This window comes from Dyadobacter jiangsuensis (genome assembly GCF_003014695.1).
GTDB classification, from domain to species: Bacteria; Bacteroidota; Bacteroidia; order Cytophagales; family Spirosomataceae; genus Dyadobacter; species Dyadobacter jiangsuensis.
The window spans coordinates 181,522-203,498 of the sequence record NZ_PYAS01000004.1; the positions used below are offsets into that span (position 1 = coordinate 181,522).

The window sequence follows — 21,977 nt, forward strand, 5'->3', positions numbered from 1 at the left end:
TGCAAGATCCAAATTTTTGTTCAATTAATAAGCCTCGCCCGCGCCTCCTCCGCCGAATGTACCACCTCCGAATTCCAGTCCCTGGTCTGCCGGTGTAACGCCCAGCTGCTGGGCGGCAATGACGGATTGCAGGTTTTCAAGGCTGTTTTTGCGGTTTTGCTCGTCGGAAATGCCGTGCTTGGGCGTATGTAGATATTTGATCAGCGCTATCGCTGTGGCGATCATCACTATGCCCGCCAGCACAAGTCCCTGGGAGGCTGTCAGTATTCCGAAATAATGTTTGTAGGTGTAAACCGAGAATGCGAAGGCTACTAATCCGATGATGAACAGAACCCGATCTGACTTTTTTAATCCAAAAAATACATAGGAGAGTGGGATGACCAACGTGAAGAAGTAGAATAGCGGGGCGAATGCGATCTGCGGAGCCACCGACACGGTCAGGCCGCTGATCAGCGCATTTAGTTCTCTTACTACCAAGTAGTTACCGCCTAGATAGAACGTAACCAATGCCAGTACCTCAAAAATCCGGCGGCATTCGTGGTAATAAGTGTCTTTGCTTTTTCTGGCCAGCGTATAAATCACGCCGGATAATATCATAACCGCAAAAGGCAGAAGGGCCTTTCCTAGCGGGAATTTCATCATTAACTCGGCCATGATTGTGAATATTAACCCAAAGATGGCAATAGGACCCAGCAGATCGGCGTAGCGCAGCGTAGCGGGAACAATGACGGCCAGTGCAATCAGGCAATATCCCCAGAGCGGAGCGTGGTCAAAAAGCAGGAACACAGGTACCATTGCCGCAGTTATGGCTGCGTAGAGCAATGCATTGTCTACTCCGGAATGGAAGAGATTTTTGGTTTTAATCAGGTGTTCCAGCGCGACAATGAAACAGGCGCAGCAAATCAGGCTTAGCGCCGAAAAGCTGGTATCGGATCCCGTATCAAACAGAAACAGGGTCAGAAAACTCACAAAAAATGAGGCGGCCACGACAGCGAAGCAAAACAGGCCGATCTTAACAAATATCCCCGGACGATAGAACTTTTCAGGAAAGAGCTCCTTCACTTGCGCTTCCTGTTCTTCGGTCAGCAGGTTTCTGAACTTCCATTCGGCCGCCTGGCGTTGCACGCGCAGGTTTTCGACCCAGATTTGGTTGTATGCCTTTTTCATTTTTTGATTCCCAGAAATCTTTTAAAGTTCAACAGGAAGTAAATCACGCCGACGCTCGAAAAAAGGAAGTAGAAAATACCAAGGCCCAACGCGGCATCGATCCCGAGACTGGTGAAGATCGAGTAGGTGATAATGCAATAGCCGTAAACCGTACCCATCAGCAGGAACACCAATGAATGCGCCTGCCGGGCACGACGGACAAAAAAGTAGCAAAGTCCCAGGCCGATGAAAAAATAAATGACTTTGGCGCTCTCGGAGAACAGCCCGATCTGGGCCGCGATGCAAGCCAGGTTGCCGCCCATCAGCATGTAGGTGAATGCAAAATGCTTTTTGATGTTTTGCTCTTCGGAAATCCATCCCACAGCCGTGAGTATACATCCAAGCGCGATGGCCGGAATAATCAGTTTACCGTCTGAAAAGTCGTTACTGGCTAACACGGAGAGCGGGGCGATGGTGAGCCCGAGCCAGGAGGCCAGGCCGGTGATGGCCATCGACAGTGCACCGCGATGGTCGAAACGGTAGGCGCACAGGAAAAAAATGATGGTTGGAATGATAACCGCCAGGCCGTACCGTGTGCCGAAGAGGTTGTACTGGTATTGCAGGTAACCTTCCAGAGCCAAAAACGTGGAACAACCCAATAGCAGCACGTAGTCGATCAGCTTGTTGGGGTTCTCTACTTTTTCGCGCGAGTAGGGGAGGCTGTTTTTGTAAGTGTAGTAAAAACAAGCGGCAGTGATCAGCGCAATGGCAGCGATGATAGCCTGATGGCCGATCGTGTCGATGTTTTCGTAAATGAGAATCCCGGTGCCGGAGCTGAAAAAAAGGATGCCCAGGTAGAGGATAGACCGTAATTCCCAGTGAATGGAGAATGCCTTTTCACCTTCAAAAGAAGCGATGGCGTCGGCCTGCTGATCAGAAATAATTCCCTTGCTTGCCAGGGAATTAAGGATGGATTTTGGTGTCATGGAAGCTGAGACGAGGGAAGGTAAAGTTAACAAACTTTGCCAGGAACCGTGCCTCGCTTTGCTTTTTGAATTATTTAAAGGAGCAACAGAATATTTAACGGTACAATATTAAAACCGTAGAGTGAAATCCTCCTTCACTTGCTCACTTCGGAAAAATACCAGTCCTATCCAGAACAGATCGACTGTGACCGTTACCTGCGGATGCGCTTTGATGTATTCCCAGGCTTTTGTCATTTCTTCCGACCAGTAGATGTCGTCGAAAATGAACAACGAACCATTCCGGATGTGCGGAAGACATTGTTCGAAGTAGCGTACAGTAGGTTCGTAGCGGTGGTTGGCATCGAAATAGGCGAAGTCGATCGGTTCATCGAGTGTTTGCAGGCGTTTGGGGAGCGTCTCGTCGATATTGCCCAGCACAACCTCGATATTGTCGGCGTACTGGCGCTCGAAATGCTGCTGCGCCTTTCCGGCCGTTTGCGGACAGCCCTCGAATGTGATCAATTTCGCATCGGGCTTTGCCTTCGACATATATAAAGTAGTAAGCCCAAGGGAGGTGCCGAGTTCGAGAATCGTCGCGGGTTGAAACCGCCGGATGAGCCGATAAAAAAGCCGGCCGAATTTGGCGGGTTTTTCTGCGTTTTTTGCGATCGTTCTGATCTTGCGCAGGTTGGATTTGTTCACGCGCGAACCTGCGCCGAGGTCGAGAATCTCGATCTGCTCGTCGGAGCGCAGCAGTTCCCTGCGCAGCGAACGGATGGCTTCATATTCAGGGTTGTCGTCCTTCCGGACGGCGATCACATTGTTATAAAGCTCGAACAGGAATGGGGAATGGATAGAATGCTCGTTTCCGGAGCGCAATAGGTACTTGATATAAGCAGCAATCAATGCAATGGAATTTTAAAATCGGGTTCCCCGATGATTTAGTTGAGGCGATAGGGAGCGACGAGCGAAAATGCCGGAATGACGACGCGGAATTGCCGGCCGTCGAGCACCCGTTCCATCAGGTATGTGCCGGCCATTTTGCCCATATCGGTGCGCAGGTTGCATCCCGAAACGTAGTCGTGCACATCGCCGGGTTCCAACACAGGTTGCAGCCCTACAATGCCTGCTCCTTCCACCTCACGTACGGTACCGTTGGCGTCGTAGATCAGCCAATGCCTTCTCAACAGCTTCACAGTGTGCTCACTATGATTTTCAATCAGAATCTTGTACGTGAACACAAAATGATCCTGACCCGGATTAGAATAGTCGGGCTGATATTCCGTCAAAACGGTGACTTTGACACCATCTGTAACTTTGGAAACCATATAGATCGAGGGTGTTGGAAAGTAATAGGAACGAAAATAGTAATCAATTGCTGATAAAACCAAATCAAAAAACACATAATTTGGTTTTCCAAAACAAATTCAACAGCATGGATGTAAAAATTGAGCAGTCGTGGAAAGAGCGGCTCGCCCCCGAGTTTGAGAAGCCCTATTTCGCCTCGCTCACGGCTTTTGTCAGGGAAGAATACCAGACCAAACAGATATTTCCGCCTGCCAAGCAGATATTCAACGCATTCAATTATTGCAGCTTCGACGAGTGCAAAGTGGTGATACTCGGCCAGGATCCATATCATGGGTTAGGTCAGGCACACGGCCTTTGCTTTTCAGTAAACGACGGTGTGCGGATGCCGCCTTCACTGATCAACATCTTCAAGGAAATCCAGCAAGACCTGGGTAAGCCGTTCCCGCAATCGGGTAATCTCGAACGTTGGGCCAAGCAAGGTGTGCTCCTATTAAATGCCACGTTAACCGTGCAGGCCGCATCTGCGGGATCGCACCAGGGAAAAGGGTGGGAGCGCTTTACCGATGCCGTGATCAAATGCATTTCCGACGAAAAGAGCAATGTCGTGTTCATGCTTTGGGGCAGGTACGCACAGGAGAAAGGGGCGGTGATCGATGCTTCGAGACATTATGTGCTGAAAGCCAAGCACCCATCCCCCATGTCGGCCAATGGCGGCGGCTGGTTCGGTACAAAGCATTTCAGCAAGGCCAACCAATACCTGGAAAGCAAAGGCCTCGACCCGATCAACTGGTAACCGTGCAAATAAAAAGAGAGCCGGGATGCCCGGCTCTCTTTAAAATTTTCACTCCTATTACTATTATTAATTACTTCTCGATGTTGGAATTCATCTCCAACACGTTGTCCCAGTGACCTTCGTTGGCCTTCACAAATGCCACTCTGTCGGCATTCAATGTGTATTCTTGGGCAGCTTCTTTGGTGCGGAAAGTCAGGTAGTGGATCACGTCAAACTGCTCTCCGTTATTATCCGATTTCTGCACATGTCCGGCCGAGTAGGCCACAACATCTTTCACTGCTTTTTTCATCGTCGCAAAATCGCGCAGGTGTTTTTCAACTTCCTGAGGAGTGGTACCAGGTTTAAACTTGATACAAACCACTCGCTGAATTTCGGCCGGCTTGTGTGGCACATAAGCACCGTAAATAACCAGCATGAATACGCAAAGCGCGAAAATAGGGACTAAATATCCCAATGTTTTATTTCTAGTTCTCATTGTAGCAAATTCAATAAATGCAATTATCTATTTCTCTTGCTACAAAGGTAAAACATAAATCTATTATTGTATTATTTGGATATTAAATATAAATAATTTTGAAAATTTAATAATTAAGAAAAGAAACAACCCCCGAAAATCTACTTTCCGAAATATTATTCTGAGGATAATTTTTTGTAAAATTTTCTAATAGCGCTGTCCCTCAGCTAGCTATCGGGGCCGTTTGGAAGTAAAAAATCGCCGTTTGGGAAAAACAAGTTTCAAAAAGGCCGGTTTCTGTTACCTTTTTTTGCAAATGACGTCTCAACAGGTGTAAAAACTATTAAAAACACCTTCCGAAGATTGTATGGCGTCATTTATCCTTTCGCAGCGAAAAAAAACTGAAAAAAGTCGGGTTTTTTTCAAAAATGCGTTGAATTTCAGTCTGCTCGTGTTCTTTTTCCTCCCTCAAAGCGGCGTAAATGGTCATTGGGGCTTCTGGGCGCACAAGCGGATCAACCGTTTGGCGGTTTTCAGGTTACCGGCTGAAATGCAGGTATTCTACAAAAAGTACATCGATTACCTGTCCGAGAATGCGGTTAATGCCGACAAGCGGCGGTATGCTGTGGAAGGAGAAGCCGAGCGGCATTTTATCGACCTGGATGTTTACGGCGAAAGCGCACTAGCTGTTCTTCCCAAACATTGGAAGGCCGCCGTACAGAAAATGGGTGAGGACAGCCTGCGTAAACATGGTATTGTGCCGTGGTATGTACAGACTGCCGCTTCCCAGCTCACGGCCGCATTAAGGGAAAAGAATACGGCACGTATTCTACGTATTTCGGCGGACATCGGGCATTACATCGCCGACGCGCACGTGCCGCTGCACACCACGCGTAATTACAATGGACAGCTTACCGGGCAGGACGGCATTCACGGTTTCTGGGAGTCGCGGCTGCCTGAGTTGTTTGCAGAAGGCTATGATCTGTAGCTGGGGCCCGTGGTTTACCGAGAGGATATCGCTGGGGATATTTGGAAGGCCGTTGAAGATTCGCATGCGGCCATGGATTCGGTACTGTTGTTTGAAAAGCACTTGACGGAAGGATTCAAGGCCGATAAAAAGTACGGTTTTGAGCTGCGCAACAATGTGCTTACCCGAATGCATTCACGCGAATTTTCCGAAAAATATCACCGGATGCTGACCGGACAAGTGGAGCGAAGGATGCGTGCATCCGTGCAAATGGTGAGTGATGTTTGGTACACGTGCTGGGTAAATGCCGGGCAGCCGGATCTGAGCGTGCTGGCAGACGTTGAGCCTGGTCAACCGCAGCAAAATACGGAAGTCGCCGAACCACAGACCTGGTTACAGCGGCTCCTGAACGTGAGGCCGGAGGCGGATAACTAGCAGGCCGTATTGGATCGGGCTAATCGATGTTTCCAGAGCATTAACTGGAATGATTGGTGATCAGTACCTTGGCCGTCACGAGCATTTGCCCTACATGGCGCTGCGTGTGCTCGGCTGCGTGAAACAGCAATCCCAAATGCGTGGAAGGTACCATAGCGCGACCGACATACCGGATTTCAGTCAACGTATCGGGATTAGTTTCTCGGAGTTGCTTCAATGCTCTTTCGAGTTGGCTGCTGAACTGATCCAGTAAATGATTGTACGTGCAATCCTCCATCGGTTCTTGCCCCTCGGTTTTCAGAAACACCATTTGGCTTTCACTCAGCGATTCCTCGCGTGCGTAAGTGAACAGGCGGTCGAGCACACCTGCGAGGTGTTGCAAATGGAAGCCTACCGATGCCACGTTGGCTGGTTTTTCCCAGAGCAGTTTGGAGGGGAATGTGTTGGTGAATATGCCCAGCTCTTCGCGCGCCTGTAACAATGCATGCGCAACGGGTTGGAGCAGGTCGGGTATTTCGGGAAGCGGCCCGCGGAGCCATACTTCGAGTTGTTCGTTGTTTTGCATGGCTGAAAATAAACGAAAAAGGGGCCTTTTTACAAGCCCCTTTTCGCACTAATTGCTGTCAGAATTTATTTTGCAATATCGATTTGTACCGGCTTGCCTTTGATGGTGTTGCCATCCATCGCACGCAATACCGCGCGTGCATCGCGCTCAGGTACGTCCACGAATGTGAATTTATCGTAAATGTCGATTGCACCGATGGTTTTGCCCGGGATGTTAGCTTCGCCCGCGATAGCGCCCACGATGTCTTTCGGCATGATGTGATCCTTACGGCCAAGGCTCAGGAACAAACGGGTCATGCCCGGCTCAGGAGTCGACTGGCGACGCTCTCCGCGATCACCTCTTTCGCCGCGGTCACCGCGCTCGCCACGTGGTGCATAACGGTCGCCACCGCGATCACCGCCACGGTCTCCAAAGCGGCCACCTTCACGACGGTCGCCAAAACGGCCGCCTTCACGACGATCGCCACGGCCGAAACGGTCGTTACCGCCTTCGCGACGTTCGCTGCGACGCTCTTCCCATGCGAGGTTGCTGTCAGAGTATTCGTTTTTCTGAACGCCCATGATCTGCTTCGCCATTGCGCCAACGATTTGCTCGGTAGAGAAACCGCTGTGGTGCAGCATTTCGAGTACGTCGTTGTACAGTTCTTCGTCGTTGCTTTCTTTGATGGAGTTTGAAATATTCTCCACAAAACGCGCCTTACGAACGCCCACGATATCTTCGAATGAAGGAATTACCCCTTTTTCGATTTTAACTTTGGTATAACCTTCAATGGATTTCAGACGGTATTTTTCGTCACGGGCTACGAGTGAAAATGCCTTACCGGACATCCCCGCGCGGCCCGTACGGCCGATACGGTGTACGTAATATTCTTCGTCCATCGGAATGTCGTAGTTGATCACGCCATCCAGGCCGCTTACGTCGATACCACGAGCCGCAACGTCGGTAGCAACCAGGATAGTAGTAACACCAGCCTTGAATTTGCTCATTACATTGCTGCGTTGCTGCTGGCGGAGGTCACCATGGATACCTTCCGAAGCATAACCGCGTAATTGCAGGTCTTCCACGATCTCGTCCACCTTGCGTTTGGTATTACAGAATACCAGCAGGGACTTAATGTGGTGCATATCGATCAGACGGGTCATTACCTCAACTTTCGCCTGTGGTTTTACCTCAAAATAAACCTGCTCGATATTCTGGTTGGTCAACTCGTTGCGAACGACCTTGATCAATGTAGGATCGTTCAAAAAGCGCTTGGTGATCGACATGATCGGCTTGGACATGGTTGCCGAGAAAAGGATCGTTTGGCGATCTTCCGGCATGTCGGCCAGGATGCTTTCGATGTCCTCGCGGAAGCCCATATCGAGCATTTCGTCAGCTTCATCGAGTACCATCATGCGTACTTCGTCGAATTTCAGGGTGCGGCGCTCCATGTGGTCCATTACACGGCCCGGAGTTCCCACTACAATATGTACCCCTTTTTTCAGGGAGCGGATCTGGCGGTCGATCGAATCACCACCGTAGATGGCTTCGATGCGTACGCCGCGCATAAATTTGGACAGACGGCCGAGTTCTTCCGATACCTGCACTGCGAGTTCGCGGGTTGGGCAAAGGATCAGGGCTTGAACTGCATTAACAGATGGATCTATTCTTTCCAGCACGGGAATACCGAATGCCGCAGTTTTACCGGTACCGGTCTGAGCCTGACCAATTACGTCAGAACCCTGCAAAACTGCCGGGATTCCCTGTGCCTGTATCGGTGAGGGTTTTTCAAAACCCATTTCTTGCAAGGCTTTCAGGATGTTTTCGTTGAGTCCAAGCTCTTCGAAAGTTTGAAAAGTTTCAGTAGTCATTCTATTGCTTTTAGTATTAATTCTTGAATTGAACGGTTGGTCCGGTTTGAGGGGTGATGAGGGACGGAAACAACACAATGATCCTGCGGGACAAGCCCAACACATGCATTCGTTCCAATGAAATTGGACCACATCACCGGCATTCCGGTATTACTCGTAAAAAATTGAAAGGGATTGCACAAAGCCCACCACTAACCATCCGTGGGGCTCTGCGTGTGAACGGTAGGTCCAGCCGGGACAAATTTTGAGGCTGGCAGGTGATCTAAAATGTACTAGACCGTTTATGAGCAGAGAAGCGAACGGATGTTCCTTCAAATTGTGACGCAAAAGTAAGAACAATAATTCGCAATCGCAACGGTTCGGAGAAAGTAATTGTAATATTTTTAGAAAACAAAAACCCGGCGCATTAAAAATGGCCGGGTTTATCTAGTCAGGTTTGCTGATTCAGAATAATTCTTTGACGTCCGTATAAGGTAAATGCCATGCCTCGGCAACACCTTTAAATACTACTTTTCCGTGAACGACATTTAAGCCTTTGCGCAGCTCCTCGTTGGTTGAACAAGCCTGTTTCCAGCCCTGGTTGGCCAATTGTAATGCGTAGGGCAGAGTAGCATTAGTCAGAGCGAGTGTGGAAGTATAAGGTACGGCACCCGGCATGTTGGCTACGCAGTAATGCACAACGCCGTCGACTTCGTAGATCGGATCCTCGTGTGTGGTGGCTTTTGAAGTTTCGAAACAGCCGCCCTGGTCGATCGCCACGTCCACCATCACGGTGCCGGGCTTCATCAGTTTGAGCATGTCGCGGGTGATGAGCGATGGCGCTTTGGCGCCGGGGATCAGCACGCCGCCAATGATCAGGTTGGCGCCCTGGATCAGCTCGCGGATGTTATATTCGTTAGACATAACGGTATCCACGTTGGCCGGCATAATGTCTTCCAGGTAACGCAGCCGTGCGAGGCTGATATCCATGATCGTGACATTCGCTCCCAGGCCTGCCGCCATCTTCGCTGACTGCGTTCCAACAATGCCACCGCCCAGTACGAGTACATTCGCCGGTTTCACACCCGCTACGCCTCCGAGCAGGATACCAAATCCGCCCATTGGTTTTTCGAGGTATTTGGCACCTTCCTGAATGGCCATACGGCCGGCGACCTCGCTCATCGGAACGAGCAATGGAAGGCTTCTGTCTGTTTTTTCGACGGTTTCGTAAGCAAGACAAACGGCTTTGCGTTCGATCATTGCGTGGGTGAGAGGCTCGGAGGAAGCGAAGTGGAAGTAGGTAAAGAGGAGCTGGTTTTCTTTAATTAGTGGGTATTCACTTTCAATAGGCTCCTTTACTTTAATAATCATTTCGGCGATGCCGTAAACTTCTTCGATGGTAGGGAGAATGCTGGCACCTGCCTGTGTGTATTGTTCGTCGGAGAATCCGCTGCCTTTGCCCGCCTCTGCCTGCACGTACACTGTGTGTCCGTGCTTACGTAGCTCTGTGACTCCCGCGGGCGTTAAAGCTACCCGGTTCTCGTTGTTCTTGATTTCTTTAGGGACACCAATGATCATCGGTATGTGTAGTGTTTATAGTTTAGATTAATGAGTCAAAATTAATTTTTGGCAGAAAAACATACTATAAGGGGCAAAAAAGACAGAAAAGAAAACTATTTTTGAACTCATTGGTAAGAAAAATTTCTGCCGGGAACGTTCACAGCATACACACAGCCACAAAAAATACTTTATGCAGCCCGACCAGACAGACCGCAAAATCCTCGACTTATTACAGCAAAATGCCCAGATGACGATCAAGGAGATCGCGAGTAAGATCAATTTGTCGGTCACGCCCGTGCACGAGCGCATCCGCAAGCTTGAAAAAGAGGGGTTTATCGACAAGTATGTGTGCCTGCTCAACCGCCGGAAGCTGGGGAAAAGTTTGGTAGTGTATTGTAATGTTACATTGGACAAGCAGCGTAAGGAGAGCTTCGAAGATTTCAACCAGGCCATTGTAAAAATGCCGGAAGTCCTCGAATGTTCGGTCGTTTCGGGCAACTTCGATTACATGCTGAAAGTGGTCGTCGAGGACGGTGAGGCTTACAATCAGTTTTACCAGCATAAACTTTCTGCCCTGTCGAGCGTGTTACACATCAGCAGTTATTTCGTAATTTCCGAAATCAAGTACACCACCGGAATCGCTGTATTGTAATTGTCAACGCTATTTAAACTGATCATCAGGCCGGTAGGCGCACGCTGATCGCTGAATGTACAGCATATGAACAAGAATTTTAAGGATGGCCTGAACCTGATGTCGAAAGTGACGCCGAGGCGTGCCTGGAATGCGATGCAGATATTGGGAAGCTATTTCTATTCCAAAATGACGGGTAACCCGGTTCACTGGGGCATGCCCATCGCCATTTCTTTCGAACCCACCACTTCCTGTAATCTCCGCTGCCCCGAATGCCCCAGCGGGCTCCGCTCATTCACACGGCCGACGGGGATGATGGAGGAAAAGTTATACAAAAGGACCATCGACGAACTTGGGGATACCTTATTATACCTGATATTTTACTTCCAGGGTGAGCCCTATCTGCACCCCAAGTTTTTCGAACTCGTCAAATACGCGCACAACAAGGGCATTTACACCGCAACTTCCACCAATGCGCATTACCTTACCGACGAAAAGGCGCGTAAAACCGTGGAGTCGGGCCTCGACCGCCTGATCATTTCCATTGATGGAACTACACAAGACGTGTACCAGCAATACCGCGTCGGTGGAAACCTGGAAAAAGTGCTGGAAGGAACACGTAACATCATTAAATGGAAAAAGGAGCTTAAATCGGCGACGCCGCATGTGATATTCCAGTTCCTGGTCGTGAAGCCGAACGAGCACCAGATCGAAGATGTGAAAAAGCTTGCGGAGGAAATGGGTGTGGACGAGGTAGGATTGAAAACCGCGCAGATTTACGACTACGAGGAAGGCTCCGACCTGATCCCCACCATCGAAAAATACTCCCGCTACCAGGTGCAGGAGAATGGTAAATATTCCATTAAAAACAAATTCGTGGACCACTGCTGGAAAATGTGGCACTCCTGCGTGATTACCTGGGATGGCGCGGTGGTACCCTGCTGCTTCGACAAGGATGCCGAGTACAAGCTCGGCGATATGAAAACTTCGACCTTCCGCCAGCTATGGAAGGGCAAAAAGTACCGCGATTTCCGCGCTTCGTTGATCCGATCTCGTTCAGAGATAGAGATGTGCAAGAACTGTACGGAAGGAACGCAGGTGTGGGCGTGAAACATTGGCCTTTTTTCAGTCCAAATTATTTTTAATTAAATAATAATATCATTTAAAAATCTGATATTCAATCAGTTTGGTGTTTTCTTGAAAACTCCGTGGAACATTTTTTGGTAGATTGGCCCGAATAATAGAAATTTGACATTGGTAACTCAAATGAATACATGGGCAAAGTAATTGCAATTGCAAACCAAAAAGGAGGGGTAGGAAAAACCACCACTGCTATTAACCTTGCAGCCAGTTTGGCTGCGCTCGAATTCCGCACACTCATTATCGATGCTGACCCTCAGGCCAATTCTACGTCGGGGCTCGGCTTCAATCCGCAGGAGATGGAAAACAGCATTTACGAATGCATGGTGGAGCAGGCGAAGACTTCGGAGATTATCCTGCAAACCGATTTTCCTAATCTGAACCTGCTGCCGTCGCACATCGACCTGGTAGGAGCGGAGATCGAGATGATTAACCTTAAAAACCGGGAGCACCGGATGAAGGACGCTATCGAAGAGGTGCGTAATGAATACGACTTCATCATCATCGACTGCTCCCCTTCACTCGGTCTGATCACGATCAACAGCCTTACGGCCGCCGACTCGGTAATCATTCCTGTGCAATGCGAGTATTTCGCATTGGAGGGATTGGGTAAGCTGTTGAATACCATTACGATCATCCAGTCGAGACTGAACACCAACCTGATCATCGAGGGCATCCTGCTTACGATGTACGACCTCCGCCTGCGTCTGTCCAACCAGGTGGTGACCGAGGTTACCAATCACTTCGAATCTCTTGTTTTCAATACCATTATCCCTCGTAACGTACGTATCAGTGAGGCGCCGAGCTTCGGGATCCCTGTGATGGCACAGGATTCGGACAGCAAAGGAGCCGTTAGCTACCTGAACCTTGCAAGAGAGATTCTCAGTAAAAACGGTTTGCTCTCCGACAGGGTGAACTGATCACGATAGTACGAACAGGCAATGGAGAATAGCAGCAAGACGAAAAAAATGACCGGACTGGGAAGAGGATTAGGTGCTCTTCTGCAAGACTCCGAGAAGATCAACACGCCCAGGACCAGCACGCGCATTTCACCCGCCGAGATCATCGGCTCGATGAACGAAATTGACGTGAGCCAGATCGAGGCGAACCCCTACCAGCCGCGGACGAAGTTCGACCAGGAGTCGCTGGAAGAACTCGCGGACTCCATCCGTGTACAGGGCATTATCCAGCCGATTACCGTGCGGCAGCTTTCGGAGGACTCGTACCAGTTGATTTCGGGTGAACGCCGTTTGCAGGCGTCCCGCTCGCTGGGCATGTCGACCATTCCGGCCTACATCCGTACAGCCAACGACCAGCAGATGCTGGAAATGGCGCTGATCGAGAACATCCAGCGCGAAAACCTGAATGCAATCGAGATCGCGCTAAGCTACCAGCGGCTGATCCTCGAATGCAGCCTGAAACAGGAGGAATTGGGTGCGCGCGTGGGTAAGAACCGCACGACGGTCAACAACTATATCCGTTTGCTCAAACTGCCGCCTGTTATCCAGGCGTCGTTGCGCGACGACAAGATCAGCATGGGCCATGCCCGGGCTTTGATCACGATCAACAGTGACCAGAGTCAGCTCAAAATTTTCAATCAGATTATCGAAGAAGGATGGTCGGTACGGAAGGTGGAGGACGAGGTAAGGAAGCTCGGAATGATGAGCAATATCCCCATTGAATCCAAAAAACAGCCGACAATTAATCAGGAAATAAAGTCGTTACAGTTCCAGCTTTCGTCCTTTTTCGGGGCAAAAGTGTCCGTTAAGAGCAATGAGCAGCATAAAGGTGAAATCAAGATCCCTTTCGGCTCTCAGGATGAACTGAAAAAGATTTTAGAAACACTGAAATTCAAATAAGCGTTGAAAAACTGGGTATTGTTAGGGTTGATTTTGCTGGTTTCAAGTCGGATTGCAGCACAGACGGAGGGTAGGAAGGATAGTCTGAAAACCGAAAAATTGCCGGCTGTCGCATTAGACAGCACCACTCTGGCCCAGGCAGATTCGTTAAAAAACGTTAAAAAGAAGTGGATGCCGGTGCCGAAAACGGCTACGAAGCTGGCATTGATACCGGGCGCCGGGCAGATTTACAACCGTGATTACTGGAAAGCGCCTATCGTGTACCTGGCATTCGGCGGAGGCCTTTATACCTATTACCTGAACACGATCAAATACCACGATTTTCTCGATGCGTATAAGTCGTTTTACGTGCTGGACAAGAGCGATCCGAATTACGGCCAGCGGAAAAAGGAACTGGCGGGCGACGACGCCACGGTGAATGTGAGGGTCAGAAACCTGCTGAACACGAGCAGCGAGTACCGGGATGCGACGCATAGCCAGATCGTCCGGCAAAAGAATTACTGGCGCAGGAACCGGGGCTTTGCCATCATCGTAACGGGGCTGATTTACACGTTGTCGATCATTGAAGCCAATGTGGCGGCGCATTTGAAGACATTTGACCTTTCGGATGATCTGACTTTGAATGTAAGCCCGAAGCTAAACCAGCCTATGATGCGAGAACCTACACCGGGTGTGCGGATGGTTTTTAATTTTAAGTGATTTAAAAGAGTACTGATTTTCAAATAACAGATTAATGAGAATACTATTACTGGGGTACGGAAAGATGGGGAAGACGATCGAGCAGATTGCGATTGAACGCGGCCATTCGATCGTGGGGAAGATTGATGTGCAAAACCGTGCGGATATGGACAAGCTGCAAACTGCCGATGTAGATGTAGCTATCGAATTCAGTTCACCGGAATCCGCATTTGAAAATATCATTTATTGCCTCAAAAAAGGCTGGCCGATCGTATGCGGCACCACGGGCTGGCTCGATCGCCGGACAGAAGTGGAGGCGCTTTGCAAGGCCCAGTCGGGTTCGTTTTTCTACGCTTCCAATTACAGTATCGGCGTTAACCTGTTCTTCCGGCTCAACCGCATGCTCGCGCGCCTGATGAACGGGCACGAATATCAGAGCTCGATGACCGAGGTTCACCACATTCACAAACTCGACGCGCCAAGTGGCACGGCCATTACGCTTGCAGAAGGCATTATCGAGGAAATAGGAAATGTCGATGGATGGAAACTGGCCCCGGACAATGAAGAAGGTTACCTGCAAATCCTGGCCGAACGCCGCGGAGAAGTGCCTGGTACGCATATTGTTCGCTACGAATCCGAAGTGGATACCATCGAAATATCCCATACAGCTCACAACCGCCAGGGTTTTGCGCTCGGCGCAGTGGTAGCAGCCGAATGGCTTCCGGGTAAATTCGGGGTGTTCGGGATGAACGACCTCCTCAAAATTTAAAGTATTCTAACTATCAATCATCGCATGGCTGTTAATAAAGAGTTGACTTCCAGTTCAGTTGAATCCAAAAAGAAGAAGTCACCGGCAAGGGAATGGTTTGACTCCATTTTATTCGCGGTAGTAGCGGCAACGCTGATCCGCTGGCTGTTTTTTGAAGCATTTACCATTCCAACGCCGTCGATGGAGAACAGCCTGCTTGTGGGTGATTTCCTTTTCGTAAGCAAGCTGCATTATGGTACCCGCACACCGAAAACGCCATTGCAGGTTCCGCTCACACACCAGACGATCTGGGGAACCAACATTCCATCGTACACGAGCCTGATCCAACTGCCGCAATACCGTTTGCCGGGTTTCAGCGAGGTGAAGCGAGGCGACGTGGTGGTATTCAACTATCCTCCCGAATTACAGCATCCGGTTGATTTGAAAACCAACTATATCAAACGCTGCGTCGGTATCCCAGGCGATAAGGTTGAAGTGCGTGACTTGCAGGTATATGCGAACGGACAGGCAATGGAGAATCCTCCGAGGATGGAGAATGAGTACTTCGTGGCTACTACCACTGCGGTGAATGAAGAAAAGGTGTTCCGGGAAAACGGGATTTCGGAGTTCAATTCGTTTACCGACGGCGAGAACGATACGATCAGGGGAAATGAGCAAATGGGCTACCTGGTTTTCACGACCACGGAAATTGCTGCCAAGCTCAAAACATATGACTTTGTGAAAAGCATTACGCTCGTGAAAACGGACAACGGTATCACCGAGCCGATGCTGTATCCTAATTCGTCGCTGTTCAAATGGAACCGCGATAACTACGGACCGATTACCGTTCCGAAAGAGGGTATGACCGTGCAGCTGACGCCTGAAAATGTGGCGATGTATGGCCCGGTTATTAAAAACTATGAGGACAACGAGGATGTAGTGGTGGACGAAAAATCGGTGAAAGTAGGCGGCAAGGTCATTACCAGCTACACTTTCAAGCAGGATTATTACTTTATGATGGGCGATAACCGCCATAACTCGGCCGACTCGCGGTATTGGGGCTTTGTGCCGATGGATCACATCGTTGGCAAGGCGGTGTTCGTCTGGATGTCCATTGATCCCAACCCGACCAGCTTCTTCAACAAAATCCGTTGGAGCCGTATTTTCAGGGTTATCAACTAATATTTGAAATAGCAAGTATGCAAAGGGAAGCGCTGAAAAGTTCTTCCCTTTTCTTATGGATATTATATATAAATTAATATTATATAATGGGTGTTGGTTTATAGAGATAAAAGGTATATTGCAAGGCGAAATCCTCGCTAAATCAATACTTTCATGTCCGTAGCAGAAATACTTTCAAAGCCCACGAGCACTCCTAAAAAGAAGTCCGCCTTCCGCGAATGGTTCGACTCGGTATTATTCGCAGTCATAGCAGCCACATTAATCCGCTGGTTGTTTTTCAGTGCATTCGTAATTCCCACGCCATCGATGGAGAACAGTCTGCTGGTGGGCGACTACCTGTTTGTCAGCAGGCTGCATTACGGTACAACCACACCTGTTACGCCACTGCAAGTGCCGCTGACGCACCAGACGATATGGGGCACAAGCATTCCTTCCTACCTTGATTGGATCAAACTTCCGCAATACCGGCTGCCTGGTTTTACCGATATTACGAATGGCGATGTGGTGGTGTTCTACCTGCCGGTGGAGCATCCCGAAATGTATCAGAAATACAGCAATGTGCTCCCGGACCTGCATCCGCATCCTACCGACCTGCGTTCCAACTACATTAAGCGGTGCGTGGGCATCCCCGGCGACAAGCTGGAAGTCCGTCTCGGGCAGGTGTATGTGAACGGTCAGGCGCAGGCATCGCCCGTACGGATGCAAAACGAATACTTTGTTTCCGTAAAAACGGCTGTGAATGAAGAGAATGTGTTTCGGAAAAACGGCATCGTAGATTATGCGCAGTTCACAGAAACATTTGGAGACAGCATTGCAGCAAACGATGAAGCAGGGTATCTGGTGAAGACAACCGCTGCACTGGCGGAGAAACTGAAAGCCTATGACTTTGTAAAGCGGGTACAACCCGTGTTAATGGAGAAAGGCCTGAAAGAGCCCTATTTGTTTCCGGCCAGTGACGCAGTGAATTGGAATAAAGATAATTATGGTCCTATCACAGTACCGAAAGCAGGAATGACGGTTCCGCTCACCGAAGTCAATATTGCGCTCTATGGTGATATCATCCGGAATTTCGATGGCAATGACAACGTGGTAGCGGAAAAGGGCAAGATCCTGATTGGCGGCAAACAGGTCACCAGCTACACATTTAAGCAGGATTATTATTTCATGATGGGCGATAATCGTCATGACTCCGCCGACTCGCGTTACTGGGGATTTGTACCGAAAGATCACATTGTAGGAAAGGCCATTTTCGTCTGGATGTCCATCGATCCGAACCCGACCAGCTTCATCAAAAAAATCCGCTGGGACCGTATTTTCAGAAGTATAAATTAAAGGGAAGAAGGAGGGAAAGGGAGGAATGGGAGGAATGGGAGGAATGGGAGGAATGGGAGGAATGGGAGGATGGAGGAAGGGGAGTAGAGCGGAAATTGAGTCCCTTCCTCCCTTTCCTCCATCCTCCCTTTCTTCCCTCTAAAAATTACTCTTCCTGGGAAAAGATCAAAGCCGAGTAAGGCGGGATTTGCAATGATGCGAAGTGCCCGCAGTCGTCCATTTCACCTTCCATGGTGTCGACATCGAAGACACCGAGATGCGAAAAATCCGCGTCATAGTATTCGTTGTCGCTGTTAAGCCGTAAGTGCCATTTGCCAGGCCGCGGGAACCCGACTTTGTAGTCGGAAAATGTCTCGGTCGAAAAGTTGAAAACTACCACCACGCTGTCTTTCGGTCCGCCTTGATCCCAGCGGTGCATGACGATCACTTTTTTCTCGTTGTCTTGTCTGATCATGTCAACGTTCTGTCCTTGCAGGCCTTTGGTCACGCCAAACCAGTTTCTGCGAATATGGATCATGTCACGGTGCAATGCCGCGAAGCCGCTGAATTTGTCGAGCCTCGACCAATCGATCGGGTCGCTGTCGGAAAACCATTTGTCTTCCAGCAAGGGCTGTCCCTGGAATATCATCGGTATCCCAGGTGAGGTGAGCACCAGCGCCACACCCAAAGCAGCCCGCTTTTTGGAATACCAGTTGTTTACGTCACCATCGGCGATTTCCTCCGCTACCCGCGCCTGGCCATTGGCCACTTCGTCGTGTGATTCGGTGTAGATAATGCGTTGGAAAGCGTCGGCATTGTAGCGGTTCGTAATAGCTGCCACGACGGCGTCCATATTGCGGTCCTGATCGTTGGCTGTGATAATCGCGTCACGGATCGAATGCACAAATTCCGCATCCCATTGCGACCCATAACCCAGGCCGCCATTTTCAACTGAATTGGTAATGAAATCCAGCGAATGCATATCCTCAGCGATGGTAATGCAATTGCCACAGCTGTTGCGGATGTCCTTGTTGATCCACTGCATAAGCGAAATGCCTTCGGCGATATCATCGCCTGGATTTCCGTTGGCTTTTACATTTCGTATATAAGGCACCATGTCCATGCGCAGGCCATCTATGCGGTAATCACGCAGCCACATCAGGGCATTGTCATGAATGTATTGCCGCACTTCGCCGCGCCCATAATCGGGACGGGTATTTCCCCAGGGCGTTTCGGAACGCCAGTCGTTGTAGAAGTAAATGCCTCCGCCATCGTTTTCCTGCCATCCGTCGAACTGCCAGAGATCGAGATCCGACGGGCCGAAGTGGTTGTATACCACGTCGAGAATCACGGCGATACCGGCCTCATGAGCAGCTTTTACAAATGCTTTCAAACCGTCGGGACCGCCATAATCGGATTCAATGGCGAACGGATTGGCAGGGTTGTAGCCCCATGACCTCGAACCCGGAAACTCCGAGCAGGGCATCAGTTCCACCGCATTGAAACCCATGTCTTTTAAATAGGGAATGCGCTCGATAGCGGTGTAGAACGTCCCCACTTGCCCTTGCTCCTTTACATGAAATGTGCCCACGTGAAGCTCATAGATTACCAGCTCATGCCAGCTGGGTATCTGAAAAGTGACGTCCTGCCAGTCGAAGGATTCGTGGTTGTAAACAATGCAGTTGCCTGCGGAATTAGTCATTTTTAGCGCGTAGGGGTCATTGCGGTGTAACTCGCCGGCCGGCGTTTGAAGGACATATTTGTATTCATCTCCCTCCTTTGAATTTTCAACCAGAGCTCCCCACAAGCCGTTTCCTTCGGGTTGCAGCGGGGTGGCGGAAGCGTCCCAGCCGTTGAAACTTCCCATGACCGAAATACTTTCGGCATGCGGCGCCCATACACGATAATAAACCCCCTCGGGATGGCAGGTGGCGCCCATACCTTCATAATGTTGCTCGGTTTCGGCTACTTCGGTTTCGAGGTGTTCCATATAGTGGTTTTCAGATTATTGTTTATTTTTGAATGAACTGCTGACGTATACTCGCAAAATGCATGCCAGGCGTCGGCGTCCACAAACTCAACCTACACACTATATCATGCAACCATCCTCCGACGCAGAGAAAATCTGCATCCTTGCGCTTATGCATACGCCCGGGATCGGCGCTGTGACGATCCGTCAACTCATCAGCTACTGCGGCAGCGCTTCCCAGGTTTTTCAGGCCGATTATAAAAAGCTCATCAAAATTCCCGGTATCGGCGACAAAATCGTGAAGGCTGTTTTGGGTAAAAACACGCTGGAACTGGCAGAAAGGGAGCTGGTAAAGTGCTGTAAAACCGGAACACAATTACTCTTCTTTAATGAACCGGAATACCCGGCACGCCTCCGGCCACTTTACGACGCACCCATTGCCTTGTATGCCAAAGGCAATACCGATTTCAACTGGCCGCGTACGGTGGGTATCGTAGGCACGCGAAATATCAGTGAGTACGGGAAGGCCGTGACGGAAAATATTATCCGGGACCTCGCACCTTACCAACCGCTTGTGGTTAGCGGCCTGGCCTATGGTGTGGATATCACTGCACACCGGCATTGCCTGCGCAACAACCTGGCTACGCTGGGGGTGATGGCGAGCGGGTTGGATGTGATCTATCCGGCCGTGCATCAGCGTACTGCTTTTGAAATGCAGGACAACGGCGGAATCGTTACCGAAAGTGCATTGGGGACCAAGCCGGATTTTATGAGATTTCCCGCACGGAACCGAATTATTGCAGGGCTCAGTGATGTTACCATAGTAGTGGAATCGGGGCGGACAGGCGGGAGCCTGATCACCGTCGAATTTGCGCAGAACTACCACCGGGAGGTGTTTGCAGTACCGGGCGCTATCAATGAGCCGCAATCAGAAGGTTGTAATTTTCTGATCCGTGATCATAAAGCGTCGATTTTTACGTCGGTGGCCGATATGGCCGCGGCTCTGGGCTGGGGTGAAGGAGTACCGGAAACCACCCAGGCAGATATCTCCGACCAGGTGGCTCTGACTTTCGAGGGCTTTACGCAGGACGAAGGACAGGTGCTTTCATTGTTGAAACAACGGGGAGCGATGCAAATTGACGAGATCGCATGGCAATCGGGCATTCACTTAAACCGGCTGGCTACGCTGCTGTTGAACCTCGAATTCCAGGGAATGGTCCGGTCGATGCCGGGCAAGAAATACGGGTTGATTTAAATGCATGGATAAAAGTATCATTCAGTTAATTAAGGAAGGGGAGGGGCTTACCATTGAGTTCAAGAGGACGGTCGACAGTCCCTACAAAATTGCCAAAACCATTGTCTCTTTTGCCAATACGTCAGGGGGGAACCTGCTGATCGGTGTGGCGGACCATGGCGCCATTATGGGCGTGCAATCGGAACTGCGGGAGTTGCAAAAGCTTGAAAAGGCGCTCGTCAATCTCATTGAGCCGGAATTGGTGGTTCAGATCAAATCGGAGAATCTGGACAGCAAGAAGGTGTTGTGGGTGATTGTCAACGAAAGTGAGGACAAACCGCATCACGCGTTGAACGAGAAGGGCGAACGCATTATCTATATTCGTGTGAAGGACAAAAGCATGCCTATTCCAAGGCTGCTGCTTTACAACGGGGCCGATACCGAAACGGAGAAGCTTCTGGCAACGCGCCACGTGAAGACGCTGATCACTTATCTGAAAGAAACGGATTCGGTTACGGCCAAGGCATTTTCAAAAATTATCAATATCTCCGAGAAAAGGGCCGAACGGATGTTGCAGGACCTGGTTGCACGTCAGATTTTGCTCAAACTCTCCAAAGGAAAGCCCGAAAGTTTCAGTCTCAAATGGACGGAATAAAAAAACGCGGCCGGGGATCCGGCCGCGTTTTTAAAAGATATTGGTTGATTAGTTGATACCCACCAATTCCAGTTCAAAAATAAGATCCTGACCTGCCAACGGGTGGTTAGCGTCCAGTACCACGTACGTTTCAGTAACCTCTCTTACAACAACCGGGATAACCTGGCCGCCGTCCTGATGCATATTCAATGTACCGCCAATTTCCAAAGGGATTTCGGCAGGGATTTGCGCACGGTCGAATTGAATGATCATTTCGTCGTTCACCGGGCCGTATGCTTCCGCGTTAGGGATATGGATGGTCTTTTTTGCGCCGATTTCCATGCCCGTCACGCCATCGTCAAATCCTTTGATCACCTGTCCGCTTCCGAGCGTAAAGCTCAAAGGCTCACGTCCTTCGGAGGAATCAAAAAGTTGTCCGTCCGGCAGGGTACCTTTGTAATGTACCTGCACTTTGTCACCAGCCTTTGCCTGACTCATAATTCTATATTTAGATGGTTTGAAAAAGCATTCGGAAAGCGCTCCCGAGGGACCACTTTCACGAATGCATG

23 protein-coding genes are annotated in these 21,977 nt (G+C 49.7%); 13 read left to right on the forward strand and 10 right to left on the reverse strand.

Going from position 1 to position 21,977, the window contains the following annotated elements; all coding sequences use genetic code 11:
- Window positions 1-24: 24 nt before the first annotated feature.
- The 4 genes from CLV60_RS09230 to apaG form a co-directional block, all read right to left on the reverse strand.
- A complete protein-coding gene (locus tag CLV60_RS09230; protein ID WP_106595101.1) occupies window positions 25-1,167 on the reverse strand; it encodes a hypothetical protein in 1,143 nt (380 codons plus the stop codon).
- Window positions 1,164-2,132 (reverse strand): DUF2157 domain-containing protein, encoded by a 969-nt coding sequence (locus tag CLV60_RS09235; RefSeq protein ID WP_106595102.1) that lies wholly within the window; start codon window positions 2,130-2,132, stop codon window positions 1,164-1,166. Before CLV60_RS09235 ends, CLV60_RS09230 begins: the two co-directional genes overlap by 4 nt.
- A gap of 108 nt (window positions 2,133-2,240) precedes the next feature.
- A complete protein-coding gene (locus CLV60_RS09240) occupies window positions 2,241-3,017 on the reverse strand; it encodes an O-methyltransferase (protein ID WP_106595103.1) in 777 nt (258 codons plus the stop codon).
- A gap of 35 nt (window positions 3,018-3,052) precedes the next feature.
- The gene (gene apaG / locus CLV60_RS09245) at window positions 3,053-3,439 is read right to left on the reverse strand and encodes a Co2+/Mg2+ efflux facilitator ApaG/CorD (RefSeq protein ID WP_090386807.1); all 387 of its coding nucleotides are present in this window, start codon (window positions 3,437-3,439) and stop codon (window positions 3,053-3,055) included.
- 107 nt (window positions 3,440-3,546) lie between these two features.
- On the opposite strand from apaG, the gene ung reads away from it, so the two are divergent.
- On the forward strand, window positions 3,547-4,212 hold the full coding sequence (ung, locus tag CLV60_RS09250; RefSeq protein WP_106595438.1) for a uracil-DNA glycosylase: 666 nt from the start codon (window positions 3,547-3,549) through the stop codon (window positions 4,210-4,212).
- 70 nt (window positions 4,213-4,282) lie between these two features.
- Here ung and CLV60_RS09255 read toward each other — a convergent pair whose 3' ends face one another.
- Window positions 4,283-4,687, reverse strand: a complete 405-nt coding sequence (locus tag CLV60_RS09255; RefSeq protein ID WP_170118754.1) for a Dabb family protein — start codon at window positions 4,685-4,687, stop codon at window positions 4,283-4,285.
- A 346-nt stretch (window positions 4,688-5,033) separates the two neighbouring features.
- Here CLV60_RS09255 and CLV60_RS34640 point away from each other — a divergent pair, with 346 nt between their 5' ends.
- Entirely contained in the window at window positions 5,034-5,654 is a 621-nt protein-coding gene (locus tag CLV60_RS34640) for a zinc dependent phospholipase C family protein (protein WP_229210888.1), read from the forward strand.
- 72 nt (window positions 5,655-5,726) lie between these two features.
- Complete coding sequence (locus CLV60_RS34645; RefSeq protein WP_229210889.1) at window positions 5,727-6,068, forward strand: phospholipase C/P1 nuclease family protein; 342 nt, start codon at window positions 5,727-5,729, stop codon at window positions 6,066-6,068.
- Between the two features lie 40 nt (window positions 6,069-6,108).
- Here the strand turns inward: CLV60_RS34645 and CLV60_RS09265 are convergent, their stop codons facing one another.
- From CLV60_RS09265 to ald, 3 genes are all read right to left on the reverse strand, one after another.
- The gene (locus tag CLV60_RS09265) at window positions 6,109-6,633 is read right to left on the reverse strand and encodes a DinB family protein (RefSeq protein WP_106595104.1); all 525 of its coding nucleotides are present in this window, start codon (window positions 6,631-6,633) and stop codon (window positions 6,109-6,111) included.
- Between the two features lie 65 nt (window positions 6,634-6,698).
- Entirely contained in the window at window positions 6,699-8,483 is a 1,785-nt protein-coding gene (locus tag CLV60_RS09270) for a DEAD/DEAH box helicase (RefSeq protein ID WP_106595105.1), read from the reverse strand.
- A gap of 444 nt (window positions 8,484-8,927) precedes the next feature.
- Window positions 8,928-10,040: an alanine dehydrogenase gene (ald, locus tag CLV60_RS09275; RefSeq protein ID WP_106595106.1), complete on the reverse strand. Its 1,113-nt coding sequence runs from the start codon at window positions 10,038-10,040 to the stop codon at window positions 8,928-8,930.
- Between the two features lie 172 nt (window positions 10,041-10,212).
- On the opposite strand from ald, the gene CLV60_RS09280 reads away from it, so the two are divergent.
- The 8 genes from CLV60_RS09280 (at window position 10,213) to lepB (CLV60_RS09315) (ending at window position 17,592) form a co-directional block, all read left to right on the forward strand.
- Window positions 10,213-10,674: an Lrp/AsnC family transcriptional regulator gene (locus CLV60_RS09280; protein WP_106595107.1), complete on the forward strand. Its 462-nt coding sequence runs from the start codon at window positions 10,213-10,215 to the stop codon at window positions 10,672-10,674.
- Between the two features lie 66 nt (window positions 10,675-10,740).
- On the forward strand, window positions 10,741-11,763 hold the full coding sequence (locus CLV60_RS09285; protein WP_106595108.1) for an SPASM domain-containing protein: 1,023 nt from the start codon (window positions 10,741-10,743) through the stop codon (window positions 11,761-11,763).
- Between the two features lie 164 nt (window positions 11,764-11,927).
- Window positions 11,928-12,713: a ParA family protein gene (locus CLV60_RS09290; protein ID WP_106595109.1), complete on the forward strand. Its 786-nt coding sequence runs from the start codon at window positions 11,928-11,930 to the stop codon at window positions 12,711-12,713.
- A gap of 21 nt (window positions 12,714-12,734) precedes the next feature.
- Window positions 12,735-13,652 carry a ParB/RepB/Spo0J family partition protein gene (locus CLV60_RS09295; protein ID WP_106595110.1) on the forward strand — a complete coding sequence of 306 codons (918 nt, stop codon included), beginning with the start codon at window positions 12,735-12,737 and terminating at the stop codon, window positions 13,650-13,652.
- A gap of 3 nt (window positions 13,653-13,655) precedes the next feature.
- A complete protein-coding gene (locus tag CLV60_RS09300; RefSeq protein WP_106595111.1) occupies window positions 13,656-14,351 on the forward strand; it encodes a DUF5683 domain-containing protein in 696 nt (231 codons plus the stop codon).
- Between the two features lie 34 nt (window positions 14,352-14,385).
- Window positions 14,386-15,099: a 4-hydroxy-tetrahydrodipicolinate reductase gene (gene dapB / locus CLV60_RS09305; protein WP_106595112.1), complete on the forward strand. Its 714-nt coding sequence runs from the start codon at window positions 14,386-14,388 to the stop codon at window positions 15,097-15,099.
- 24 nt (window positions 15,100-15,123) lie between these two features.
- On the forward strand, window positions 15,124-16,260 hold the full coding sequence (gene lepB / locus CLV60_RS09310; protein ID WP_106595113.1) for a signal peptidase I: 1,137 nt from the start codon (window positions 15,124-15,126) through the stop codon (window positions 16,258-16,260).
- 153 nt (window positions 16,261-16,413) lie between these two features.
- Window positions 16,414-17,592, forward strand: coding sequence for a signal peptidase I (gene lepB / locus CLV60_RS09315; protein ID WP_106595114.1), 1,179 nt, complete (start codon window positions 16,414-16,416; stop codon window positions 17,590-17,592).
- Between the two features lie 145 nt (window positions 17,593-17,737).
- Here lepB (CLV60_RS09315) and CLV60_RS09320 read toward each other — a convergent pair whose 3' ends face one another.
- Window positions 17,738-19,561, reverse strand: a complete 1,824-nt coding sequence (locus tag CLV60_RS09320; protein WP_106595115.1) for an alpha-amylase family glycosyl hydrolase — start codon at window positions 19,559-19,561, stop codon at window positions 17,738-17,740.
- Window positions 19,562-19,667: 106 nt separating this feature from the next.
- Between CLV60_RS09320 and dprA the strand changes: the two genes are divergently transcribed.
- Window positions 19,668-20,795 (forward strand): DNA-processing protein DprA, encoded by a 1,128-nt coding sequence (gene dprA / locus CLV60_RS09325; RefSeq protein ID WP_106595116.1) that lies wholly within the window; start codon window positions 19,668-19,670, stop codon window positions 20,793-20,795.
- 4 nt (window positions 20,796-20,799) lie between these two features.
- Window positions 20,800-21,429, forward strand: coding sequence for an AlbA family DNA-binding domain-containing protein (locus CLV60_RS09330; protein WP_106595117.1), 630 nt, complete (start codon window positions 20,800-20,802; stop codon window positions 21,427-21,429).
- Between the two features lie 48 nt (window positions 21,430-21,477).
- Here CLV60_RS09330 and CLV60_RS09335 read toward each other — a convergent pair whose 3' ends face one another.
- A complete protein-coding gene (locus CLV60_RS09335; protein ID WP_106595118.1) occupies window positions 21,478-21,906 on the reverse strand; it encodes an FKBP-type peptidyl-prolyl cis-trans isomerase in 429 nt (142 codons plus the stop codon).
- Window positions 21,907-21,977 lie beyond the last annotated feature (71 nt).